The sequence below is a fragment of the Streptomyces sp. NPDC055013 genome, assembly GCF_053608645.1.
The window spans coordinates 1-22,521 of sequence record NZ_JBSGVW010000050.1 but is presented as its reverse complement, the minus strand read 5'-3'; the positions used below and the strand labels follow the sequence as shown (position 1 = coordinate 22,521).

General features: G+C 72.3%; 16 protein-coding genes. 9 read left to right on the top strand and 7 right to left on the bottom strand.

Translation table 11 applies throughout. The annotated features are described in order from the left end of the window. Together ACWGDB_RS38275 and ACWGDB_RS38270 are read right to left on the bottom strand one after the other, a co-directional pair. Entirely contained in the window at nucleotides 1-1,251 is a 1,251-nt protein-coding gene (locus tag ACWGDB_RS38275; RefSeq protein ID WP_453826675.1) for an ROK family transcriptional regulator, read from the bottom strand. A gap of 117 nt (nucleotides 1,252-1,368) precedes the next feature. After that, nucleotides 1,369-2,622 (bottom strand): D-arabinono-1,4-lactone oxidase, encoded by a 1,254-nt coding sequence (locus ACWGDB_RS38270; RefSeq protein ID WP_453826674.1) that lies wholly within the window; start codon nucleotides 2,620-2,622, stop codon nucleotides 1,369-1,371. 145 nt (nucleotides 2,623-2,767) lie between these two features. Here ACWGDB_RS38270 and ACWGDB_RS38265 point away from each other — a divergent pair, with 145 nt between their 5' ends. From ACWGDB_RS38265 to ACWGDB_RS38245, 5 genes are all read left to right on the top strand, one after another. Beyond that, a complete protein-coding gene (locus tag ACWGDB_RS38265; protein WP_453826673.1) occupies nucleotides 2,768-4,087 on the top strand; it encodes a radical SAM protein in 1,320 nt (439 codons plus the stop codon). 190 nt (nucleotides 4,088-4,277) lie between these two features. Then, nucleotides 4,278-5,771: a cellulose binding domain-containing protein gene (locus tag ACWGDB_RS38260; protein ID WP_453826672.1), complete on the top strand. Its 1,494-nt coding sequence runs from the start codon at nucleotides 4,278-4,280 to the stop codon at nucleotides 5,769-5,771. A gap of 240 nt (nucleotides 5,772-6,011) precedes the next feature. Next, nucleotides 6,012-7,106 (top strand): ribosome small subunit-dependent GTPase A, encoded by a 1,095-nt coding sequence (rsgA, locus tag ACWGDB_RS38255; RefSeq protein WP_453826671.1) that lies wholly within the window; start codon nucleotides 6,012-6,014, stop codon nucleotides 7,104-7,106. A gap of 181 nt (nucleotides 7,107-7,287) precedes the next feature. Further along, nucleotides 7,288-8,733: a DNA-3-methyladenine glycosylase 2 family protein gene (locus ACWGDB_RS38250; protein WP_453826704.1), complete on the top strand. Its 1,446-nt coding sequence runs from the start codon at nucleotides 7,288-7,290 to the stop codon at nucleotides 8,731-8,733. Between the two features lie 2 nt (nucleotides 8,734-8,735). Beyond that, on the top strand, nucleotides 8,736-9,227 hold the full coding sequence (locus ACWGDB_RS38245) for a methylated-DNA--[protein]-cysteine S-methyltransferase (RefSeq protein WP_453826670.1): 492 nt from the start codon (nucleotides 8,736-8,738) through the stop codon (nucleotides 9,225-9,227). Here ACWGDB_RS38245 and ACWGDB_RS38240 read toward each other — a convergent pair. From ACWGDB_RS38240 to ACWGDB_RS38225, 4 genes are all read right to left on the bottom strand, one after another. After that, nucleotides 9,224-9,595, bottom strand: coding sequence for a PPOX class F420-dependent oxidoreductase (locus tag ACWGDB_RS38240; RefSeq protein ID WP_453826669.1), 372 nt, complete (start codon nucleotides 9,593-9,595; stop codon nucleotides 9,224-9,226). The two genes, ACWGDB_RS38245 and ACWGDB_RS38240, sit on opposite strands and share 4 nt — an antisense overlap. A gap of 82 nt (nucleotides 9,596-9,677) precedes the next feature. Beyond that, nucleotides 9,678-11,993, bottom strand: a complete 2,316-nt coding sequence (locus ACWGDB_RS38235) for a glycosyl hydrolase family 95 catalytic domain-containing protein (RefSeq protein ID WP_453826668.1) — start codon at nucleotides 11,991-11,993, stop codon at nucleotides 9,678-9,680. Nucleotides 11,994-12,107: 114 nt separating this feature from the next. Next, nucleotides 12,108-12,590, bottom strand: coding sequence for a DUF456 domain-containing protein (locus tag ACWGDB_RS38230; protein WP_453826667.1), 483 nt, complete (start codon nucleotides 12,588-12,590; stop codon nucleotides 12,108-12,110). A 118-nt stretch (nucleotides 12,591-12,708) separates the two neighbouring features. Further along, complete coding sequence (locus tag ACWGDB_RS38225) at nucleotides 12,709-13,698, bottom strand: helix-turn-helix domain-containing protein (RefSeq protein WP_453826666.1); 990 nt, start codon at nucleotides 13,696-13,698, stop codon at nucleotides 12,709-12,711. A 240-nt stretch (nucleotides 13,699-13,938) separates the two neighbouring features. Between ACWGDB_RS38225 and ACWGDB_RS38220 the strand changes: the two genes are divergently transcribed. Both ACWGDB_RS38220 and ACWGDB_RS38215 read left to right on the top strand, forming a co-directional pair. Then, nucleotides 13,939-17,679 (top strand): S8 family serine peptidase, encoded by a 3,741-nt coding sequence (locus tag ACWGDB_RS38220; RefSeq protein ID WP_453826665.1) that lies wholly within the window; start codon nucleotides 13,939-13,941, stop codon nucleotides 17,677-17,679. 221 nt (nucleotides 17,680-17,900) lie between these two features. After that, nucleotides 17,901-19,205, top strand: a complete 1,305-nt coding sequence (locus tag ACWGDB_RS38215) for a PP2C family serine/threonine-protein phosphatase (protein ID WP_453826664.1) — start codon at nucleotides 17,901-17,903, stop codon at nucleotides 19,203-19,205. A gap of 12 nt (nucleotides 19,206-19,217) precedes the next feature. Here ACWGDB_RS38215 and ACWGDB_RS38210 read toward each other — a convergent pair whose 3' ends face one another. After that, on the bottom strand, nucleotides 19,218-20,531 hold the full coding sequence (locus tag ACWGDB_RS38210) for a helix-turn-helix domain-containing protein (protein ID WP_453826663.1): 1,314 nt from the start codon (nucleotides 20,529-20,531) through the stop codon (nucleotides 19,218-19,220). Nucleotides 20,532-20,768: 237 nt separating this feature from the next. On the opposite strand from ACWGDB_RS38210, the gene ACWGDB_RS38205 reads away from it, so the two are divergent. Together ACWGDB_RS38205 and ACWGDB_RS38200 are read left to right on the top strand one after the other, a co-directional pair. Next, nucleotides 20,769-21,386, top strand: coding sequence for a hypothetical protein (locus tag ACWGDB_RS38205; RefSeq protein ID WP_453826662.1), 618 nt, complete (start codon nucleotides 20,769-20,771; stop codon nucleotides 21,384-21,386). A 591-nt stretch (nucleotides 21,387-21,977) separates the two neighbouring features. Continuing rightward, on the top strand, nucleotides 21,978-22,460 hold the full coding sequence (locus ACWGDB_RS38200) for an ATP-binding protein (protein ID WP_453826661.1): 483 nt from the start codon (nucleotides 21,978-21,980) through the stop codon (nucleotides 22,458-22,460). Nucleotides 22,461-22,521 lie beyond the last annotated feature (61 nt).

Genomic DNA, 22,521 nt, shown 5'->3' with positions numbered 1-22,521 from the left:
TTACGCAGGCGGTGCGGTACGGCTCCTCGCGGGCGTGGCGCGCTTGGCGGGCGTCCGCTGGCCCACCGACTGCAGGGCACCTTCGAGCGCGAACGTCGCCGCGCCCAGGCACACAGGATCGGTGGGGATGGGGGAGAGGACGATCTCGGTGGCCGCCATCGGGCGCGGCAGCGCGTGCCGGGCGACGGCCTCGCGGACCTCGTCGACCAGGGGTTCACCGAGGGCGGCGGCGACCCAGCTGCTGAGCACGACCACCTCGGGGTTGAACAGGTTCACCAGGTCGGCGATGCCGGCCCCGAGGTAGCGCACGGTGTCGCGAACCACCTCGAGTGCCACCGGGTCGCCTTCCCGCAGCCCCCGGGCGAGCGCGTCGACGGTGGCCGTCTGGTCCTCCGCGTGCAGCAGCGGGCTGTCGCCGCTCAACTCCCGCAGGGTCAGCATGATTCCGGACGCGCCGACATACGCCTCCACGCAGCCGTGCCTGCCGCACCGGCACAGCCTGCCTTCCAGCACGATCGTGGTGTGACCCCACTCGCCGGCGCTGTTGCTCACGCCCCGGTGCAGCCCGCCGCCCAGCACCAGCCCGGCGCCGACGCCGGTGCCGAGGTTGACCACCACGGCGTCCCCGCGCCCCCGTGCGGCCCCGAACCACAGCTCGGCCACCGCGGAGGCACGCAGCGGGTTGTCCAGGTACAGCGGGTAGGCGATGTGCTCGGTGAGCAGGTCGAGCAGCGGCACGTCGTGCCAGTCCCAGTTGGGTGCGTACTCCGAGAAGCCGGTCGCACGGTCCACCTGCCCCGGCACGCTCACCCCGACGCCGAGCACGCGCGCGCCCTCCACGCCCGCCTGCGTGACCACCGAGCCGACGGCGGCGGCGACATGGGCGACCACCTGCTCGGGGAGACTCTCGCCGGGGCGGACGTCCTCCTCGGCACGGGCCAGCACATTCAGCGCGAGGTCGAACAGCTCGACGTGGACGTACGTCTCCGCGATGTCGACGCCGATCAGGGCGCCGCCGGAGGCGTTGACGGCGACGAGCCCCCGGGGGCGGCCGCCGGCCGAGTCCTCGAACCCGACCTCCGTGATCATACGAAGGTCGAGCAGCTCGCCGACGAGCGTGGCGACCGTGGCGAGACTGAGCCCGGTGGCGGCCGCCAGCTCCTGCCGGGAGGTGGGTGACGCGGCGATGATCTGGCGCAGCACCTCGTAGCGGTTCGCGGTGCGGATGTCGCGTGATGTGCCGCGCTTCATCGAACTCCCCTCACGGCATGCCGGTTCGTGGTCGGCACCGGCGCGGCGCAAGGCTATGGCGTGCGGGAATATTCGACAAGGGGTTAGGAAAGGGGGTTTACGAAGTCCCCCGGGCGTTCAGTCACCCAGTATGTCCTGCACGAAGGCGTTGGTGAACGTCCGACCGGGGTCCAGCTCGCGCGCCAGTGCCCGGAAGTCGGCCAGCCGCGGATAGCGCCCGCGCAGCACCTCGGCCGACGTCGTGAACACCTTCCCCCAGTGCGGCCGCGGCTCGAAGGCCTCCAGCGCCTCCTCCAGCCGCCGCACCACGGGCAGCACGGCCGCGGTGTCCTCGACCCACGTGAAGTGCAGAGCCACCGTGTCCCGGCCGTAGGAGGGGCTCAGCCACTGGTCGTCGGCGGCGACCGTGCGGACCTCGCAGGTCTGCAGGACGGGGGAGACCGTCGCCCGGATCGCGTCGATCGCGTGCAGCGCGTCCACCGCGTACCGGCGCGGCAGCAGATACTCCGACTGCAGCTCGGCCCCGCTGCTCGGTGTGAACTCCGCCCGGAAGTGCGGCAGTCGCTGATGCCACGGCCCCGGCACCCCGAACTGCTCCGTGCAGTTGACCGCCGGCATCCCCGGCACCGGATGCATCTTCTCGACGGCGGGTGCCGCCCACGGGAAGACGGGCAGCGGCTGGTCGGTGCGCCGCTTGAGCCACACCTGCCGGAAGCCGGGCTCGCGCCAGTCGGTGAACAGGCTCACGCTGTACGCCGACGCCATCACCACCTCGAACGCCGCCGAGTCCAACCCCTCCAGCGGCAGTTCGGTGAAGACGTGCTGCTCGACGTCGAAGGTCGGCTCCAGGTCGAGGGTGAGTGCCGTGACGACACCGAGGGCACCCAGCGAGGTGACGGCGCCGCCGAACCGCTCGTCGCCCCGCCCGACGGTCAGCACCGCCCCGTCCGCCGTGACCAGCTCCACCTCCCGCACGGACGTGGCCAGCGAGCCGTTGCCGACCCCCGACCCGTGCGTGCCGGTGGCGACCGAGCCGGCCACCGAGATGTGCGGCAGGGACGCCATGTTCGGCAGCGCGAGCCCCTCCGCGTACACCGCCCGGGCGAGCTCGGCGTACCGTACGCCGCCCGAGACCCGGACGGTGCGGGCCGTACGGTCCACGTCGATCACCGGCGGCAGATCGGCGATCGACAGCAGCGTGCCCGCGGAGCCCGGCTCGGCGATCTCGTTGAAGGAGTGCCCGCTGCCCAGCACCCGTACCTTCGCGCTCCCGGCCACCAGGGCGCCGATCGCGTCGAGCGAGGACGGCCGGTGCAGCTCCTTGGCGGCGTAGGTGATGTTGCCCGCCCAGTTGGTCACGGTTTCGGCCATGTGATCGCCCTCCCGAGGACAACGTCAACCAGAAATTCCCAGGTGGAAACTACCTCGACGGGCAACATGAGGCCCCCGCCCCCACCCGGGACCGCGCGGGGGCATAACGTGAGGAGTCGTACGCCTGAGCCGGGAGGAGACACGGATGGGCAGCCGCACCGCACTGGTCGAGGATCTGATGGAGCGATTCCCGCACGTTCCGCGGGAAGCCGTTTTCAAGGAGGATCTGCTCCGGGGCGGGGTGGCCTTCGACCCCTCTGCCCTCAGCGACAACGAGGACGGCGAGGTCAAGCCGAAGTCGTACTTCATCTTCTCCTTCGACCACGGCACCCTGCCGGAGCTGGGCGAGGCCGCGCTGCGCCGCCCGCCGGAGGAGATCATCCTCACCGGCGGCCCGTACGACCTGCGCCGCACCGTCGTCTCGGTGCGCGTGAACCCGTCGTCGCCGTACCGCGTGGCGGCCGACGACGAGGGTGTGCTCGGCCTCTACCTCGACGGCAAGCGGATCGCCGACGTCGGTGTGCCGCCGATGCCGGAGTACTACCGGCACACCCTCGCCAACGGGAAGTCGGTGATGGAGGTCGCCCCGACCATCCAGTGGGGCTACCTGATCTACCTCACCGTCTTCCGGGTCTGCCAGTACTTCGGCGCCAAGGAGGAGTGCCAGTACTGCGACATCAACCACAACTGGCGCCAGCACAAGGCGGCGGGCCGGCCGTACACGGGCGTGAAGGACGTCGAGGAGGTCCTCGAGGCCCTGGAGATCATCGACCGGTACGACACGGCCAAGGCGTCCACCGCCTACACGCTCACCGGCGGCGCGATCACCAAGACCGTCTCCGGCCGTGACGAGGCCGACTTCTACGGCCACTACGCCAAGGCCATCGAGGAGCGCTTCCCCGGCCGCTGGATCGGCAAGGTCGTCGCCCAGGCGCTGCCGCGCGACGACGTGCAGCGGTTCAAGGACTACGGCGTGCAGATCTACCACCCCAACTACGAGGTGTGGGACGAGTACCTGTTCAAGATGTACTGCCCGGGCAAGGAGCGCTACGTCGGCCGCGACGAGTGGCACAAGCGGATCCTCGACTCGGCGGACATCTTCGGCGCCCGCAACGTCATCCCCAACTTCGTGGCCGGCGTGGAGATGGCGGAGCCGTTCGGCTTCACGACGGTGGACGAGGCGATCGCCTCGACGACCGAGGGCCTGCGCTTCTTCATGTCGAACGGCATCACGCCCCGCTTCACCACCTGGTGCCCCGAACCGACGACCCCGCTCGGCAAGGCCAACCCGCAGGGTGCGCCGCTGGAGTACCACATCCGTCTGCTGGAGGCGTACCGCGCGACCATGGAGGACTTCGGCCTGTCGTCCCCGCCCGGCTACGGCCCGCCCGGCCCCGGCAACGCGGTGTTCTCGGTGAGCTCCTTCATGGACAGCCTGCCCGCGGAGAATTCCACCACGGTGTAGTTGAGACGGACGGGGCCCGCGCCCGTACAAGTGGCTGCAGTGGTGGGGGCGCGACGGTCCGTCATGGCAAGTGAACACAGCGCTTGTCAGTTGTGTTGAATACGTGAAAGGCTCACGTCCTGCCGCGAGGTTCCCCCCAACTCGCCAGCCAATATGGCGAGTTGACCTCGCATGTGGATGCAGGAGACCCATGCCCGACCTGCCGACTCCCCAGGGCGCCACCGAGGCCGCGCTGTTCTCCGAGTGCTGGGACGCCGTGCTGTCGTACGCCGACCTGTGCACGGCCGGTTCCGACGCGGCCAACCAACTGGCCACCGAGGCGTTTTCGACCGGTATACGCGAGGCCCGCGACGTTGAGGCCGGGAACCTCAGGAGCGCGGGCCGCCGCCCGGCCAAACTGCCCCGCATCCCCCTGCTGCTGACCGCCGTACGCACCACGGCGGCCGCCTGGGAGGAGCGCGGGCAGGGCCACAGGCTCGACCCCGACCTGCGCCTGTGGCTCAACTCCGACAAGGCCGCCCGCTACACCGGCCCCCCGCTGCAGCGCCCGCTCGCGCTGCGCGGACTGCGCGACATGCAGGAACCGGACGCGGTCCTGCTGTGGCTGGCCGAGGTGGAGGCGCTGCCGCTGCAGGTGGTCGCCCGCCGGCTCGGCCTCGACCCGGCGACCGTGTCCGACGAACTCTCCCAGGTCCGGGGCCTGTTCAGGGATCGCTGCCAGCGCAACCACCTCGACACGCCGATGGCCGCGCGGTGCCGCAGCTACGCCCGTCTCCTCGACGCCGTCACCCGCTCGACCGGCGCCGACACCCCGAACGACCTCTCCCGCCACCTCGCCACCTGCGTGGAGTGCGCCGAGGCCGCCGCCTGTCTGCGGCTGCACGGCGGCGGACTGCCCGGTGCCCTCGCGGGCGGGGTGATCGGCTGGGGCGGCCTCGCCTACCTGGAGCGCCGCCGCCGGGCCGCCGAGGTACGCCTCAGTGGGCGGCCGGACCCGGCCGACGCGGACGGGGGCCCGACCGACCCCGGCGCGCACAAGGCGCGTGTCGTGCGCAGCGGCCTCCTCGTCGCCGCCGTCCTCGTCTCCGCGCTCGCCCTCGCGGTGTCGATGATGCCGGGCGGCTCCACCGGCGACGGCGCCACGGCGGGCGGCGACCAGTCCGACCGGCAGCCGGTCGCCGACCCCGGCTTCACCTTGCCGGTCACGGCGGCCACGCAGCCCTCCTCGGACTCCCCGGCCCTCTCCGAGAGCGCCACCGGCGGCGGTGACGACTCGCCCGAGCCGTCAAAGCCGAAGAACCCCCGCCCCGGCCCGCAGGGCACGACCTCCACCACGGCCGGCGAGGACGACCCGGACCCGGCCACCAGCGAACCGGTGACCTGCAGTGTCGACTACCACCTGGTCAACGAATGGCCCGACGGCTTCCAGGCCACCGTCACCGTCACCACCGAACGTGCCCTGGACAACTGGCGCGTCGCCTGGTCCTTCCGGGACGGCCAGGAGGTCGGTCAGATGTGGGACGCGAGCTTCGGCCAGGACGGCTCCCGCGTCACCGCCACCGCCGCGGACTACAACAGGACCGTCCCCGAGGGCGGCAAGCTCGCCTTCGGCTTCCTCGCCTCCTGGGAGGGCGAGAACTCCCCGGCGCACGACTTCACACTGAACGGGCGCGACTGCGCGTAAAACCGGTTGACGGACCTTCGTGGGGCCGGGCTAGAGTGACGGAAGATCAGGGCGGTGGCCGGTGGCCGCCGCCGTCGAGCGGACATGAGTGAGGAGGTGTCGACCGATGGCTGTCTTTGCGACGAGCGCTGCCCGCATCCAGTTCATCAAGTCCACCTCCGTGGCCGCCGGCTGATCTCACCCACCTCTCCGCGTCCGATGTACGCGGCTGCCGGGGCCACCCTTGTGAAGGGTCACCCGTTGACTTCCACCTCTGTTTTCTCCGCGTTGGCTCCCTACGGCTGGGACTCGGCCTGGGCCGACGCGTTCACCCCGCACGACGCGGAAGGGCTGCTGCCCGGGCGCGTCCTGCGGGTCGACCGCGGGCAGTGCGACGTCGTCACCGCCGACGGTGTCGTACGGGCCGACACGGCGTTCGTCACCCCGCACGATCCGATGCGGGTCGTGTGCACGGGCGACTGGGTCGCCGTCGAACCCGCGGGCAGTCCGCGTTACGTACGGACGTATCTGCCACGCCGTACCGCCTTCGTACGCTCCACCTCCTCCAAGCGGTCCGAGGGGCAGATCCTCGCCGCCAACGTCGACCACGCCATCGTCGCTGTGTCGCTGGCCCTCGAGCTCGACCTCGGCCGCATCGAGCGGTTCCTCGCGCTGGCGTGGGAGTCGGGCGCACAGCCGGTCGTGGTGCTCACCAAGGCCGACCTCGTGCCGGACGCGGTGACGCTCTCGCATCTCGTCCAGGACGTGGAGACGACCGCGCCGGGTGTGCCGGTGCTGCCGGTCAGCGCGGTGGACGGGGACGGACTCGAAGTCCTCGTCGCGGTCGTCTCCGGCGGTACGTCCGTGCTGCTCGGGCAGTCCGGCGCGGGCAAGTCGACGCTCGCGAACGCGCTGCTCGGCGAGGACGTGATGGAGGTCCAGGCCGCGCGCGACGTCGACGGCAAGGGCCGCCACACGACCACCACGCGCAACCTGCTCGCCCTGCCGGGCGGTGGGGTCCTCATCGACACCCCCGGGCTGCGGGGCGTCGGGCTGTGGGACGCCGGGACCGGGGTCGGCCAGGTCTTCTCGGAGATCGAGGAACTGGCCGGGCGGTGCCGCTTCCAGGACTGTGCCCACGAGAGCGAGCCGGGGTGCGCGGTGCGCTCCGCTGTGGACGCCGGTGAGCTGCCCGTGCGGCGGCTGGAGAGCTACCGGAAACTGATGCGCGAGAACCAGTGGATCGTTGCCAAGACCGATGCTCGGCTGCGGGCCGAGATCAAGAAGGACTGGAAGCGGAAGGGGGCGGAGGGGCGCGCGGCGATGGAGGCCAAGCGGGGTGGACGTTGGCGGTGACGGTGCCGGTGTCCTCCTGGCCGTGGCTGGGGGCTGCCGCCCCCAGACCCCCGCTTCGGCCTGAACGGCCTCGTCCTCAAACGCCGGACGGGCTGGAATGCCCGACCGGCGCCGCGAAGTGAGGCTCGTGTCCGATTTCCGCTAGCACCGGCTCCTGCCACAGCGGAGACTGGACACCGTGATGGACGAAGACACCAGGTACGAGGCGGTGCGCAGCCGGGACGCCCGGTTCGACGGCGAGTTCTTCTTCGCTGTCGAGACGACCGGGATCTACTGCCGTCCCAGCTGCCCCGCAGTCACGCCGAAGCGGCGTAACGTGCGGTTCTTCGCGACGGCCGCCGCCGCGCAGGGCTCGGGTTTCCGGGCCTGCCGGCGGTGCCGGCCGGACGCCGTGCCGGGGTCCGCCGAGTGGAACGTGCGGGCCGATGTCGTCGGGCGGGCGATGCGGCTGATCGGCGACGGGATCGTCGACCGGGAAGGCGTCGCCGGGCTTGCTGCGCGGCTCGGCTACAGCGCCCGGCAGGTGCAGCGGCAGCTCACCACCGAGCTGGGCGCCGGGCCGGTCGCGCTGGCCAGGGCGCAGCGGGCGCACACCGCGCGTGTGCTCCTGCAGACCACCGAGCTGGCGATCACGGAGATCGGCTTCGCCGCCGGGTTCGCCAGCGTGCGGCAGTTCAACGACACGATCCGGGAGGTGTACGCGTCGACCCCGAGCGAGCTGCGGGTCGCCGCCGCACCGAAGGGCGTCCGTGGCGACCGGCGTATGGGCACTCCGTCGGCCGGGATCCCGCTGCGGCTCGCGTACCGGGGGCCGTACCAGGCGGGCCTCGTCCTCGACCTGCTGGAGCGCGAGGCCGTGCCCGGCGTCGAGGACGTCGGCGGGCCGGCCGGGCGCCGTACGTACCGTCGCACCCTGCGGCTGCCGCACGGCACCGGCATCGTGGCCGTGCAGGAGCGGATGGGCGGCGTGCGCAAGCGGGCCCCCGCGGACGCCCCCGCTTCCCGCCTGCGCGCCACACCTGCCTCGGCGACCCACCCCGGCGGCTGGCTCGACGCCCGCCTGCACCTCACCGACCCGCGCGACCTGACGACCGCCGTGCAGCGGCTACGGCGCCTGTTCGACCTCGACGCCGATCCGTACGCCGTCGACGAGCGGCTCGGCGACGATTCCCGGCTCGGTCCCCTGGTCGCGGCGCGGCCGGGACTGCGGTCACCCGGGGCCGCCGACGCGGAGGAACTGGCCGTGCGGGCAGTGGTCGGGCCGGTGGAGGCCGAGCGGCTGGTGCGGCGGTACGGCAAGGCACTGGACGCGCCCTGCGGCAGCCTCACCCATCTGTTTCCCGAGGCGGCCGTGCTCGCCGAGGCCGAGCCCCACGGGCCACTGGGCGCGCTCACCGCCGCCCTCGCCGACGGCGCCCTGCGGCTGGACCCGGGCGCCGACCGGGACGAGGCACACCGCGCGCTGCTCGACCTGCCCGGCCTGGATGCCCGTACCGTCGCCGTCATCCGCACCCGTGCCCTCGGCGATCCGGACGTCGCCCCGCCCGGCACCGACACCCCCGACAGCTGGCGCCCCTGGCGCTCCTATGCCTTGCAACACCTGCGTGCAGCAGGGGAGTTGGAGTAATCATGAGCACCCCGACCCACTGGACCGAGGTCGACAGCCCCGTCGGCCCCCTCCTCCTCACCGCCGACCCGGCCACCGGCGCCCTGACCTCCCTCTCCGTGCCGGGCCAGAAGGGCGGCCGTACCGTCCAGGACGGCTGGCGGCGCGACCCCGCGCTCTTCCGTGCGGCCGAGGAACAGCTCGCGGCCTACTTCGCCGGTGAACTCAAGGAGTTCCGGCTGGAGTTGCGGACGGCCGGCAGTGAGTTCCGGGAGAAGGTCTGGGCGGCTCTCGACTCCGTTCCCTGCGGCGCCACCACGACGTACGGCGAGATCGCCGCGCGGATCGGTGCCTCCCGTGCCGCCGTACGGGCCGTCGGCGGCGCGATCGGCGCCAACCCGCTGCTGATCGTCCGCCCGTGCCACCGGGTGATCGGGGCCGACGGGTCGCTGACCGGGTACGCGGGCGGCCTCGAGCGCAAGATGCGGCTGCTCACGCTGGAGGGCAGGCTCTAGTCCGCCTCCATCCCCCGGCTGTGGACCCACCGCGGGTGGATGCGGATGACCTCCTCGCTGAAGTGCGGGCCCAGTTCGTGCGGGCCCGTCAGGAGTTCCGCGTCCCCGCGGATCTCGATCCCGCGCACTCGCCACGGCCGTACGCTGACGAGATCGTCGACGACCAGGGCCAGCTTCGGGTTGTTGCGCAGATTGCGCCACTTCTTGGTGGTGCCCATCGCGAGGCCGCCGATCAGGATCGTCCCGTCGTCCTGCGGGAAGAAGCCGACCGGGTTCGCCTGCGGCCGGCCCGCCGGGTCGACGGTGGCCAGCCGCCCCAGCCGCTGCGACCTCAGATACGCCCGTTCCGCCTCGCTGAATTCGGTCATACCGCCAGCGAAACACTCACGCCTCACCGGCGCATCGGCTGCTCGCCCTAGGGCCAGGGGCCTACGCCGACCGCACCGGCCGCTACGCGGGAAGCCCCCAGCGCGGGGCGTCCTCGTTCGGTCGCACCGGCGCGATCGTCAGGTCCGGCCGGTCGCCGCGCGCCGTGATCAGCGCCGAGTCGCCCTTTCGCAGGGCGATGCGGATCGCGCCCTCCCCGGCGGCGGACCACCGCAGCGGGCGGCCGCGTCCGTCCCGTACCTCCACCGGCCCGGTGATGCCGTGCCGGACGACGCACGGTGCGCCCGCCTCGCTGACCAGCCGCACCCAGCGGGTGGCCCCGCCCTCGCGGACCGCCGAGAGCAGGAACGCGCCCTGCGTGCGGAACTCGTGCACGGTCAGGTCGGCCCAGGCGTCCGGCAGTGCGGGGAAGACCCGGATCACACCGCCCCAGGACTGGCAGAGCATGTCGTGCAGGGACTGCGCCGCCGACAGCGGTGTCTCGATGACCGGGCCCGACTCCTTGTACATGGTGTTGGGCTGGACGAAGCGGGACATCAGCTCGCCCAGGTACGTCAGCGCGTCCTCGCCCTTGCCCAGCAGTGCGGACATCGACGCGGCGCCGGTGAACGTGTAGCCCTGCAAGGCGCCCTCGAAGCCGACCCAGTGCGCCAACGACCGCTCGATCAGAGCCCGTTCGCCGGGCGTGCAGCCGGTCAGCTCGTACAGCGGGTACACCGCGAGCAGATGCGAGTAGTGGCGGTGGGACTTCGCGAAGGGGATGTCCGCGCCGATCATGAAGCCGTTCGCGTCGGTCGGGTACGGCGCCCGCCGGGCCAGCACATCACGCCAGCGCGGGGCCAACTCGTCCTCGACGCCCAGGACTTCGACCGCGTCGAGAAGGGTGCGGCAGCCCCAGGTCAGCAGCATCAGGTCGTAGGTGCAGTCCCGTGAGTTGCCGCCGTACTCCGGGGAGAACGTGGCCGGCAGGTGCAGTCTGCCGTCCGGGCCCGGCTCCAGGAAGTGCAGGTAGTAGTTGATCGCCTTGCGGAGCAGGGGGTACAGGACGTCCCTGAGGATCGACTCGTCCATCGTGTGGCGGTAGCTGAGCCACACGTTGTGCAGCGCCCAGGTGAGGTTGCCGACCTCCGGCGTCGGCGGCTCCTGGCCGGGGATGCCGACGCCGTAGCCGGTGAGGGGGCCGTCGGCGCCGTTGATCAGATGAGGGTCCGTGGTGCGCGGGATGCCCAGGGAGTCGGCACGGTACGGGGCCGCCGTCTCCTTGGCCAGGTTGTCCCGGAACTCGCTCAGCGACCGGGTGATCGCGTCGAGTTCGAGGTGGTTGGAGCCATGGATCAGCCAGTACTCCAGCTGGGCGTTGAGGTTCCACCAGGTGTTGGGCCACGGGGTGGGCTCCAGCCAGGGGCCGCTCGTCGCCATGACGGGGGCGTCGCGGCGGGCGGCGGAGGCGGTCTTGTAGAGCTGGATCCAGTAGAAGCGCTGCATCCGCGCGTCGGGGAGGGAGAGGAAGCTCTTGCGGTAGAAGGCATGCCACCAGGCCCGGTGCGTCAGCGCCAGCGCGGAGTAGGGCAGCGCGCTCGTGCGGCGTACGGTCTTCAGCGCCCGGCCCAGCGCCGTCGTCCCGGGGTGGGAGTGCGCGACATGGACGTACAGCGTCCGTGCCCTGCCCGTGCTCCGCTCCCGCCACGCCGTCACGTGCTGCCCGCCCGCCAGGAGGGGCTGTTCGGCCGCCCACACGCCGGCGTGCTCGGCGACCTCGGCGGGCGGATTGCCCCGGTAGCCCTCGGGGAGCGGTTTGAAGGCCGCACGGGGGCTGATCGCGTCCGCCGGGTGGAACGCCCACCGGAAGTCGCGCTCACCCGCGCTCGGGGTGACCTCGACGGCCAGCACCGAGTGGTCGGTGTGCACGAGGGCCCGTAGGGTGAGCGTGCCCTTGTCCGTGGTGAGCGTGCCGGTCAGCTCGGCGTCGCGCAGGCCGAGCCGCCAGTCCAGGCCGGTGATCGTGCCCACCGGCTCCAGCGTGAAGTGGCCGATCGGAAGGCGGGCCAGCCCGAACAGCGAGCCGAACTCGGGGCGGTGGTCCTGCACCTCGGAGTGCTGGACGTTGAAGCGCACGGCGCGGGTACCGCCGTTCGCCCCGGCACCCGGCTCGGCGTAGATGCCGGAGCCGAGGAAGCCGTTGCCGAGGAAGGGGCCCTCGTACCAGGCCGTCGGCATCCGCTGCCAGACGAGGTCGGCGTCGTCGAGGACGGTGCGCCAGGGGTCGGAGGGGGCCGCGGCGTCGGCTGCGCTCGCCTGTGCGGGCAGGCCGCCTGCGAGGAGGGTCCCGCCGAGGGCGGACCCGGTGGCGAGCACGGTACGTCTGGACGGGCTGGGCATTACGCCTCCATCTGTACGGCGATACGTCAGAGCCCCGATTCATCGGAGCTATCCCGCGACGCAACGTAGAGAAGGGGTGCCTAGTCGTCAACATGGCGGAAGAGACCCGATGTATCAGCCCCAGATCACCGCGCCCAGCCACGCCCCCGCGATCAGCTGGCAGGTGAACAGCTCCGCCAGCACGCTCGAACCGCCCGCGCGCATCGCCGTCCGCAGCGCGGCCCTCGCCTCGCCGTGGCGGCCCAGCCGGAGCCGTTCCCCCAGGTAGATGCCGGCCATGAAGCCGGGGATCGAACCGAGCACGGGGATCAGGAAGAAGCCCAGGAACGATCCCGCTCCGGCGTAGGCCACGATGCGAGGGGCGGCCCAGTTCGGGCGCAGCCGACGGGGCGGGAGCGCCCAGCGCACCACCTGGGAGAGGACCAGGGCGACAGTGGCCCCGACGAGCACCCACCACGCGACCGGCTGGGGGTCCTTCAGCGCCCACCACAAGACCGCGGCCCACACCAGCCACGACCCCGGCACGCCGGGTACCAGCACTCCGCAGAGGCCGAGCAGGAGGACCAGGCCGACCAGCACAAGGTCCCACACTCCCATCTGACCAGACTGCCGGAGCCGGGGAGAAAGCGCAGATCAGCCTGGCCGGCGTGGGTGCGCCACCGTCACCCTGCCCGTACCCGGGAGCCCGTCATGCCTGCCCGTGCTCGGGCGCACGTCACCCCTGCCGCTCCCGTGCCACCCACCCCCGCTCGTACGCGTGCCACCCCAGCTGCAGTCGCGTCGTCACCCCGGTCAGCTCCATCAGCCGCTTCACCCGGCGCTGCACGGTCCGCAGCCCCAGGTCCAGTTGCTTGGCCACGCTCGCGTCGGTCAGGCCGGCCAGCAGCAGGGAGAGCACCTCCAGGTCGGTGTCGTCGGGGCCGTCCGGCTGCTGCTCGGTGACGCCGGACGTGCCGAGGCGTACCGGCAGCGCCTCCCGCCACACCGACTCGAACAGCCCGGAGAGCAGCTCCAGCAGCCCGCTCGCGTGGACGACCAGCGCGGCCGGCTCCGCGGTGTGCGAGGTCAGCGGCACCAGGGCGAGCGTGCGGTCGGCGATCACCAGCTTGGTCGGCACCTGGTCCACGACCCGTACCTGCTCCTCACGGCCGAGCGCGGCGGACAGCTCGGTGACGCCGTGCGGCTGGTCGAGGACCGAGCGCTCCAGGACCACCCGGTAGCGGACGCCGCGCTGGGCGGCCTGCTCCTCCGCCTCGTTCTCGATGCCGGTGACGGCGACGGGGTTGCCGGTGACCAGCGCGCACACCTCCTCGCTCGCCCCGAGCTGGAGCTGAAGGAAGCGCTGCGACACCGCGGCCGCACCGATCACCACCTCGACCAGGTCGTGCACGGCCGGTTCGGCGACCCCCGCCCGGTACTCCTCGGCCAGTAACGCGGCCGCCAGCTCCGCCTTCTCCAGCTCGTGCCGCTGCTGGGTGAGCAGCGCGCCCAGCGCCACCCCGGGTGGCGCGGCGACCCAGCGGCCGGGCCGGGCCGAGGACTGCGCCGCGAGACCGTGCCGCTCCAGGCGGCGCAGGGCGCGCTCGGTGTCGTGCTCCCCGAGCGTCAGCCGGCGCGCGAGATCGGGTACGTCGGCGGCGCCCACGGACACCAGGGCGCGGTACGCCGACTCGTGTGTCTCGTCGAGACCTATCGCTCCCAGCATCGGGCCGCGCCCTCCCCGAAAGAACATCCGCACATCCGCAAAAAGAACACCGGCGTTCGGGCCGTGGCGGAAAACGGCCACGGCGCAAAACCGCCTCCGCACATCATCGCCGTACCACCCGCCACTCTGCCAAGGTGACGCCACCGCAGCATCAACCACCGCCCGCTTTGCCCGACTTGGGTCTTCCTGGCCTGCGCATTCGCGCCCGTCGGCAGGCGGCAGCAAGGGAAGAGGGCGATCTTGGGGAGAGCGATATCGCGTACGGCCGCGGGTGCGGCGACCGCCGCGATCCTGGCCGTGACGACAGCCGTACCCACGCATGCGGCCACCGCCGTGACCGCGCACCCGGCGACCGACGGCCCGAGGCGGCTGACCGGCGACCGGGCCACCCCCGGCGCCGGCTCCGTCGTCACCCTCGTCACCGGCGACCGCGTCCTCGTCACCCGCGACGGGGCCGTCGCGCTGCCCGGCGAGGACGGCACGACGTCCTTCACGCAGACCCGCCGCTCCGGCGACGATCTGTACGTCTACCCCGCGGGCGCGGTCGAGGCGATCGCCGCCGGCCGCGTCGACGAGGAGCTCTTCAACGTCACGGGCCTGATCCGCCAGGGCTACGACGACGCCCACCGCAGGACGCTCCCGCTGATCGCCACGTACGACCGCTCCGTCGCCCGAGCCGTCCCGCCCGCCCCGCGCGGAGCCGAACGCGGTCTCGTCCTCGACGCGATCGACGGTGTGGCGCTGGAGGCCGACAAGAAGAAGGCCGCCGACTTCTGGGCCGACGTCACGAGCCCCCGCTCCCGCGCGTCCGGCGACCTGAAGAAGCTGTGGCTCGACGCCAAGGTCCGGGCCACCCTGGACCGTTCGACCCGCCAGGTGCACGCCCCCGAGGCCTGGGCCGCCGGTTACGACGGCAAGGGCACCAAGGTCGCCGTCCTGGACACCGGTGCCGATGCGGAACACCCCGACCTCAAGGGCCGTATCACCGCCTCGAAGAACTTCACCGACTCCCCGGACGCCGACGACCACGACGGCCACGGCACCCACACCACCTCCACCGTCGGCGGCACCGGCGCCGCGAGCGACGGCAGGAACAAGGGTGTCGCGCCCGGCGCCGGCCTCCTCCACGGCAAGGTCCTCAACGACTACGGCCAGGGCGAGACCTCGTGGATCATCGCCGGCATGCAGTGGGCCGTCGACCAGGGCGCCGACGTCGTCTCGATGAGCCTCGGCAATCCGGCCCGCACCGACTGCACCGACCCGATGGCCCAGGCGACGGAGGAGCTCGCGCGGTCGAGCGGGAACACCCTGTTCGTCGTCGCCGCGGGCAACACCGGGCCCGGCAACAACACGGTCTCGTCCCCGGGTTGCGCCCCGAGCGTCCTCACCGTCGGCGCCGTCGACCGTGACGACTCCACGGCCTCCTTCTCCAGCCGCGGCCCGGTGTACGGCTCGCACACCCTCAAGCCGGAGATCGCCGCCCCGGGCGTCGGCATCTCCGCCGCGCAGGCCGGCGGGCGTGGCGTGTACGCCTACCAGGCCATGAGCGGTACGTCGATGGCGACCCCGCACGTCGCGGGCGCGGCCGCCATCGTCAAGCAACGCCACCCGCAGTGGAGTGCCCGGCAGATCAAGGCGGCGCTCGTCTCCTCCGCCGACACGGACATCCCCGGCGACACCCGTGCGACGGGCGGTGGACGCCTCGACGTCCGCGCCGCGATCGGGCAGCAGGTGCTGGGCGCACCCGCGCTGCAGGCCGGCACGTTCAACTGGCCCCAGGACGCGAGCGACCGTACGACGGTCGCCGTGCCCTACACCAACACCACGGACAGGGCGGTGGAGCTGAAGCTGTCGGTGCCCGCCGTAACCGGCAACGACGGCTCCACCGTCCGCTCGTCGATCGCCCGCCTCGACGCCCGCTCGGTCACCGTTCCGGCGGGCGGGACGGTCGAGGTCCCACTGCGGATCGACCCGGCGGCGACGCTCCATCGGGCCCAGTACGGCGACGTCACGGGCCGCGTCCTCGCCACGGCCAAGGACGGCCGCACGGTCTCGACCCCCTTCGCGCTGCACGTCCAGCCGGAGACCGTCACCCTGCGCGTCAAGCTGATAGACCGCCTCGGCAAGCCCGCCGACGGCGCCTCCTCCGTCGACCTGGTCGGCACCGACGACGCGGCCGGCGAGCGCCGCTTCAACGAGGGCGCCGCGGACCAGACGTACCGGATCCGTCCGGGCGCCTACTTCCTCTCCGGTTTCGTCACGACCCCCGAGACCGGGGGCACGCTCCTCGACTCCCTCACCTACCTCGGCCGTCCGCAGCTGGAGATCCGCGACGACACGACCGTCGTCCTCGACGCCCGCAAGGCCCACCGGCTGAACATCAGGACCGACGGGCCGACCGAACTCCGCGGCGCCACACTGGGGTTCGCGCGCAGTTGGGACGACACCTGGCTGCACGCGGGCACGGCGGCCGGTGGGCGCGAACTGCGCGGCTACTACGCCTCCGTCACGGGCAGGGCGGCCGACGGGGACTTCGAGTTCGACAGCTTCTGGCGCGCGGCGGCCCCGCAGATCACCGAACTCGCCGTGGTGGGCGGCCGGTCGCTGCATCCGACGACCGCGTCGTTCAACTCGGCCAACCTCGACGGCACGGGCCGGGCGCCGCTCTTCGATGCCAGGTCCGGTACGCAGGAGGAGCTTTCGGGAGCGGCGGGAAAGATCGCGCTCGTCGGAGTCCCGGACGGCGGGAGCGCCTACGAGGTCGCGAGGCGCGCGAAGGAGGCCGGTGCGGTGGCGGTCCTCGTCCACCGTGACGCCCCCGGCCGCTGGTACCCGTCGGCAGGCTTCACCGGCGGCGCGCTGCCGGTCCTCGCCGTCCCGGCCGAGGAGGCGAAGGCGCTGCTCGCGGCGGGGGACGTGACCCTGCGCTGGCAGGCCACCGCCAAGAGCCCGTACGTCTACAACCTCGCCTTCCCGGAGCAGGGCCCGATCGGTGGCGACCGCACCTACCGCGTCCGGGACCGGGACCTGGCGGCGACGACGGCGGCGTACAACTCGATGGCGTCCGCCACCACCGACCACGTCGACCTGACGGCCATGACCCGCCCGAACGGACTGAGCGGCTACTTCGCCGGGTTGGAGACGGTCCCCGCGCCGTTCACCCGCACCGAGTACCACTCGCCGGGCACGACCGGCTGGGAGCACGAGGTGTCCAGCAGCTTCCCGTGGGGCGAGTTCATGATCGACCCCATGCGCACGTACCGGAAGGGGGAGCGGCGAACCGAGGAGTGGTACGGCGGTGTCCTCGCCCCCGCCACCCCGCTCGACGACAGCGGCCGGCCCGCCCTCGCCGCCGAACGGCAGGGCAACCTGATCGGCGTGGCACCCGGCTTCTGGGGCGACGGCCACCACCAGGGCGTGCAGGGCAGCTTCGGCGACATCGGCGGCATGACGCTGCGGCGGGACGGCGAGACGATCGGGGAAAGTCCCTACCCGTTCGGGGTGTTCACCGTCCCAGCCACCGAGTCGGGGTACGAACTCACCCTGAACACCGCGAAGATCGGCCCTCCGGCCGCGGCCTGGAAACGCTCCACGAGCACGACGACGACGTGGGCCTTCCGCTCGGCACTGGACGAGGACGCCTACTCGCAAGGCATACCGATGCTCTTCCCGCGGTACGCGCTGCCGGAGGACGGCCTGAAGACGCTCCCCGCCGACGACGGACAGGAGATCACACTCACGGCGACCGGCCACGCGGGCTACCGGCCAGGTGAGCTGACACAGGCCCAACTCGCCTACTCCTACGACGAAGGCGGTACCTGGACCGAGGCACAAACGGCACAGCAGGACGACGGGACCTGGACCGCGAAGGTGCACCACAGCGGAGCGACAGGAAAGCAGGTCACACTCAGAACCGTCCTGACCGACGCGAACGGCACCTCGGTCACCCAGATCGTGACCCGGGCCTACGACGTGCGCTGAGGCGCGCGAAGGGGATCCGGGCCCGGGTCACCCGACAGTCGCCGGGCGGTCCTCCCGTGGGGGGTGGGGCCTCCCGGCGACCTGTTTCACGTCCTGTTCCGTCACTTGCCTCGCACGACTGTTCACCACCTCACTCGACCATGCCTTTCGAGGTGCTTCCCCGGGTCGGATTTTCCGGATGCCCCGTTTTCATACGGGCCGTGCGGTGGACAATTGGGGGCATGAGCCAGCAGGGGGGAAAGGCCACCGGTCACGAGGACGACTGGTGGGGGCAGCTGTACGGTGACTTCACCGATGACACGGGCCCGACCAAGGCGCCCGACACACTGGACGACCGCTTCGCCTCGGCGGCGGGGGTGTCAGGAACCGGCGCCCCGGTTCCGGCTTCGCGGGCCGGCACGGAGGCCGTGGCGGGTCCGGGTCCCGGTCCGTCGACCTTCCCCGCGGGCTTGCCGAAACCGCCGGGATTCACCGTGGAGGAGCCCCGGGGGCGGGCGGCGCCGGCGACCGACGACGAGCCCCGCACAGCTACCCAGGTGGACCTCACCACCCACCCCCCGACACCCCTCGACTACGTGGGCGACGGCCCTCCCACCTACGCCCCCGAACCCACCGCCCTGCCACCCGCGGACCCCGACGACCTCGACGATCTGGTCGCCGACACCGTCCTCGACGGCGCCCGCTACGGCGCCTCCACCCTGCGGGCCGTGTCCCTGCGCGGCGACTCAGCCCGCTACCGGGGCGAACCCCGCCGCGACTCCCTTCTCACCGCCCGCTTCGGCACCGGAGAGAACGCCCTGATCCTGGTGGCGATGGCCACCGGCGCCCGAGCCACCCCGGGCGCGCACCGCGCCGCCGCCGAGGCATGCCACTGGATCGGCCGGGCCGTCGGCCGAAGTCACGGGCGGCTCGCGGACGACATAAGGGCCGCCAGGCGCGGCGACCTCAAGTCCGGCCTGCACCGCCTCACCGACCGCAGCCTCGGCAAGCTCCGCGCCAGCGCCGCCGAACAGGGCATCGAACCCGAGGAGTACGCGGCGACCCTGCGCTGCCTCCTTCTCCCCGCCGACCCCGAGTGCCGGACCCGGGTCTTCTTCGGAGTCGGCGCGGGCGGACTGTTCCGTCTGCGGGGCGGCGAATGGCAGGACATCGAACCCCGCGTCACGGACATCACCGGCGAACCCGTCGTCGGCTTCGGCTCGCTCCCCGCCGAGACCCCCGAGGGCGACCGCCTCACCATGGACCTCGGCATCCCCACACCCCCGAGCCCCTACGACCCCGCCCCCGAGCCGCCCCGCGAACCCTTCCGCTTCCGCGCGTCCGTGGCCCGCCCCGGCGACACCCTCCTCATGTGCACCGGCGGCCTCGCCGACCCGCTGCGCGGCGAGCCCGAACTCGCCGCCCACCTCACCGGACGGTGGTCCGCTCCCGAACCGCCCGGCCTCGCCGAGTTCCTCGCCGACACCCAGGTGCGGGTGAAGGGGTACGCGGACGACCGTACGGCGGCCGCCGTCTGGGAGGCCTGACGGCGGCTTCGGCTACGGCCGGTACGTCACCCACGAGCGGGCCGAGGTGTCGTACACGTACATGGGCAGCCCCTTGATGCCGGTCGTGCGGAAGGGGCGGCCGTGGTCGTCGACGCGGACCGTGCCGGTGCGGCCCTGGGAGGACCAGTCCAGCTCCAGGTACCAGCTGCAGTCGCAGCTCTCCGTCCGCGCGTCGACCAGCAGCACCTCCGGGTCCTCGGCGGACACGCGGTACGGCAGGCGCATGGCCGGGATCGTGACGCCCGAGTCGTTGCCGTCGGCCGGGCGGGCGATGGGGCGGTCCTTGTCCAGGTCGACGTCGAAGTAGCGAGGCGTCAGCGCTCCGCCGCAGCCCTGGTCCATGGTGTAGACGGTGCCCTTGGAAGGCGCCGAGCGGCCGACGACGCGCACCCTCAGGGCCTTCAGGACGACGGCCGTGGAGGTCTTGCCCTGCACGGAGATCTCGATCAGCGTCTGCTTCCCGTGCACCGCGCTCTGCGAGCCCGCCCACGCCTCGGCGTCCTGCGGCGGGGGAGGCGGCGGTACCTGGCCGGGCGGCCTGGCGACGACGTAGTTGTGGCCGCAGCCGGCCTGCCACACATGGGAGTTGGCGCTCCAGGTGAGCGGCACCCCGGCCGGGGGCTGCTGTCGGCCGGCTTCCTTCGAGGGGCTGCCGCCTGACGGAGCGGACTTCGGCGAGGGCTTCTTCGAGGCGCCGGCCGACGGTGACGGGGTGGTGGGGGAGGGGCTCGGCGAGCCCGTCGACGTCGGGCGGGGAGTGCTCGTCGGCGTCGTACGGGTCGGATCGGAGCCCTGGACGGAGTCGCTCGCGCGGGGACGGTCGTCGTCCGGCAGGGCGGAGAGGCTGCCCAGCGTGGCGAGCAGCGCCGTCGCCACGGCCGCCGACACCAGCAGGCGCCGACGGCGGTACCAGGGGTGGCGGGGAGGGGTGCCGGCAGGTGTCGGGTCCGCGGTCACGAGTCCCGTGGGCTCCTCGGCCGCGTCCACCGGGGAGCCGTCCGCTGCGGAAGGGCTGCCGTCCGCCGTGGCGGAAGCCGCCGAACGGGACCGCTGCCGTGCCGCCACCGCCAGGATCCACAGCCGGTGCAGCTCCAGTCGCTCCTGCGGCGTCGCCTCGCACAGCGCGGCGAAGCGTTCCACGGGGGCGAAGTCGACGGGGACCGCGTCTCCGGCGCAGTAGCGGTGCAGCGTGGAGGTGTTCATGTTCAGGCGGCGGGCCAGCTGACCGTAGCTGCGGTCGGTGCGGTCCTTCAGGCGTCTGAGCAACGCCGCGAACTCCTGGACGTCGTCCTGTGCTGCCGACACCGTTCCCCCGTGTCCTCCGCCGTCCCGGGACGGCATCCCAGGCACTCCATATACCTGCACGTCACAAGGGCTGGGATGGTTCCACCGTTGCGGATCCGGTGTCGGCGCTTGCGGTCGCCCGCTGTGACGGCTGATGCTCTTGGTGTCGCACCGACCAGGGCCGGACGGACCATCCGCCGTCGGTGCCGGCTCACTTCCGATCGTTCACGCTGCCATGTCATTCACGGGGGGACACCCATGTCCAAGCGCACTCGCACCGGCACGCTCGCCGCACTCGCCGTCGCGGGCCTCGCCGCGGGCGCCGCACTCACCGCCGCACCCGCCGGCGCCGCGACGAAGGCGCCCGCGCCGAAGTTCCTGTCGGCGACCGAACTCCCGCCGCACCCCTCCTCCGGCTGGACCGCCGCGCCGGTCGCCGACGGGGTGCCGGAGGAGATGCAGTACTGCTTCGGCGAGGCGCTGCTCGCCTACGACTCCCGCCACCGCACCTTCCGCACCGACCTCGACACCGGTGCCGAACAGCTCAACGTCGTCGTCGGTGACAACGCCAAGGCCAAGGCCCTCGCCACGCGCCTCGACAAGGAGATCAAGCGCTGCGTCACGCGCATGGACGCCGACCCGGAGATCGAGGCCGACCACAAGGGCTACGGCAGCCTGCCGGTCGAGGAGGGCGCCCGCGTCCACGGCTTCGCGACGCGTGCCGCGTGGGGTGCCATGGACATCCATCTCGTCTCCGTCGGCCGGGACGGCGGCACCGTCACCGTCGTGCAGTGGGGGCAGATGGGCGACTTCACGGACGCGCCGGTGAAGGCCTTCAAGAAGACCACCACCACCGCGGTCAACAAGCTCTACTGACCGGCGCACCACAGGACCACCTCACCAGCGGGGCCGCCCTCCCGGACGGGGGTCGGGCGGGCGGCCCCGCCACCACACGGCGCCACCAGGGCAGCTGCAGTAGCGAATTCCGGCCAGATTCACAGACTTCGGGCATCGGCTCGGACGGCGCCTCGAGGTCGAGGCGCGCCCGCCGGTCGTCCGGGTCGTGTACGGCCGGATCCGCAGAGCGGGATCGTCGAACTGTCCGATCCGCAGCGGTCCGCAGTCCCTCGACGGCATCGGCACGATGCCGTGCAGGACTGCCCTGGTCGGCCGCCTCCGCCGGGGCGGATTGCACCGCCTTGCCTCCCCTCGCCGGAATCACAACCGCGGCCCGCAGCCCGAGGCCGTGGCCGGTGGCCGACTCGATCCGGTCGTCTTCCGCGGCGGCCTCCGGGCGGCCGATGGGTGACGTTCCGGGTTTCATCCACCGGCACGGCCTGCCGCAACCGTGGCCGAACACCTGGTCGTTGACGATTCGACATGACTGCCGCCCGTCCGACTGGGAAATGGTTCCCGTGAACGTGTTCGAGCAGGAGGGGAACCGACATCGGCACGCGGGCGGGGGTCATGAAAAGGCAGGCACGAGGAGGCGGTCCCATCACCATCGGGGCCTCCTCGGCACAGACAGTGGAGGACAAGGCCGCGAGCGCCGGGGAACACACGCAGTCGCCTCAGCTCAGGCGCAGACTCGGACGGGCGGACCTGCGGGCCGTACCGGAGGCACGCAGGGCCCTGCGCGAGCTGTTGCGGCACTGGGGGAGGCCCGGACGATCGGACATAGCCGAACTGCTCACCAGCGAGCTCGTCACCAATGCAATCGTCCACACCGACCATGACGCCGTCCTGACGGCGATCGTCGGACCGCACGGACTCAGGGTGGAGGTGAGGGACTTCGTGGCCCGCCGGCCCAGACTGCGTGTACCGAACGCCGACAACTGTACGAACGGCAGAGGCCTGGTGCTGGTCCAGTCCCTCGCGGACGACTGGGGCGTGCGGACGCACGGGGTGGGGAAGGCGGTGTGGTTCGAACTCGACGCGGATGCCGCCTGATGGGTGCCGCCGCGACGCATGCCGTACGACGACGGGAAGGGGCGCGACCCGAGTCCCGGGT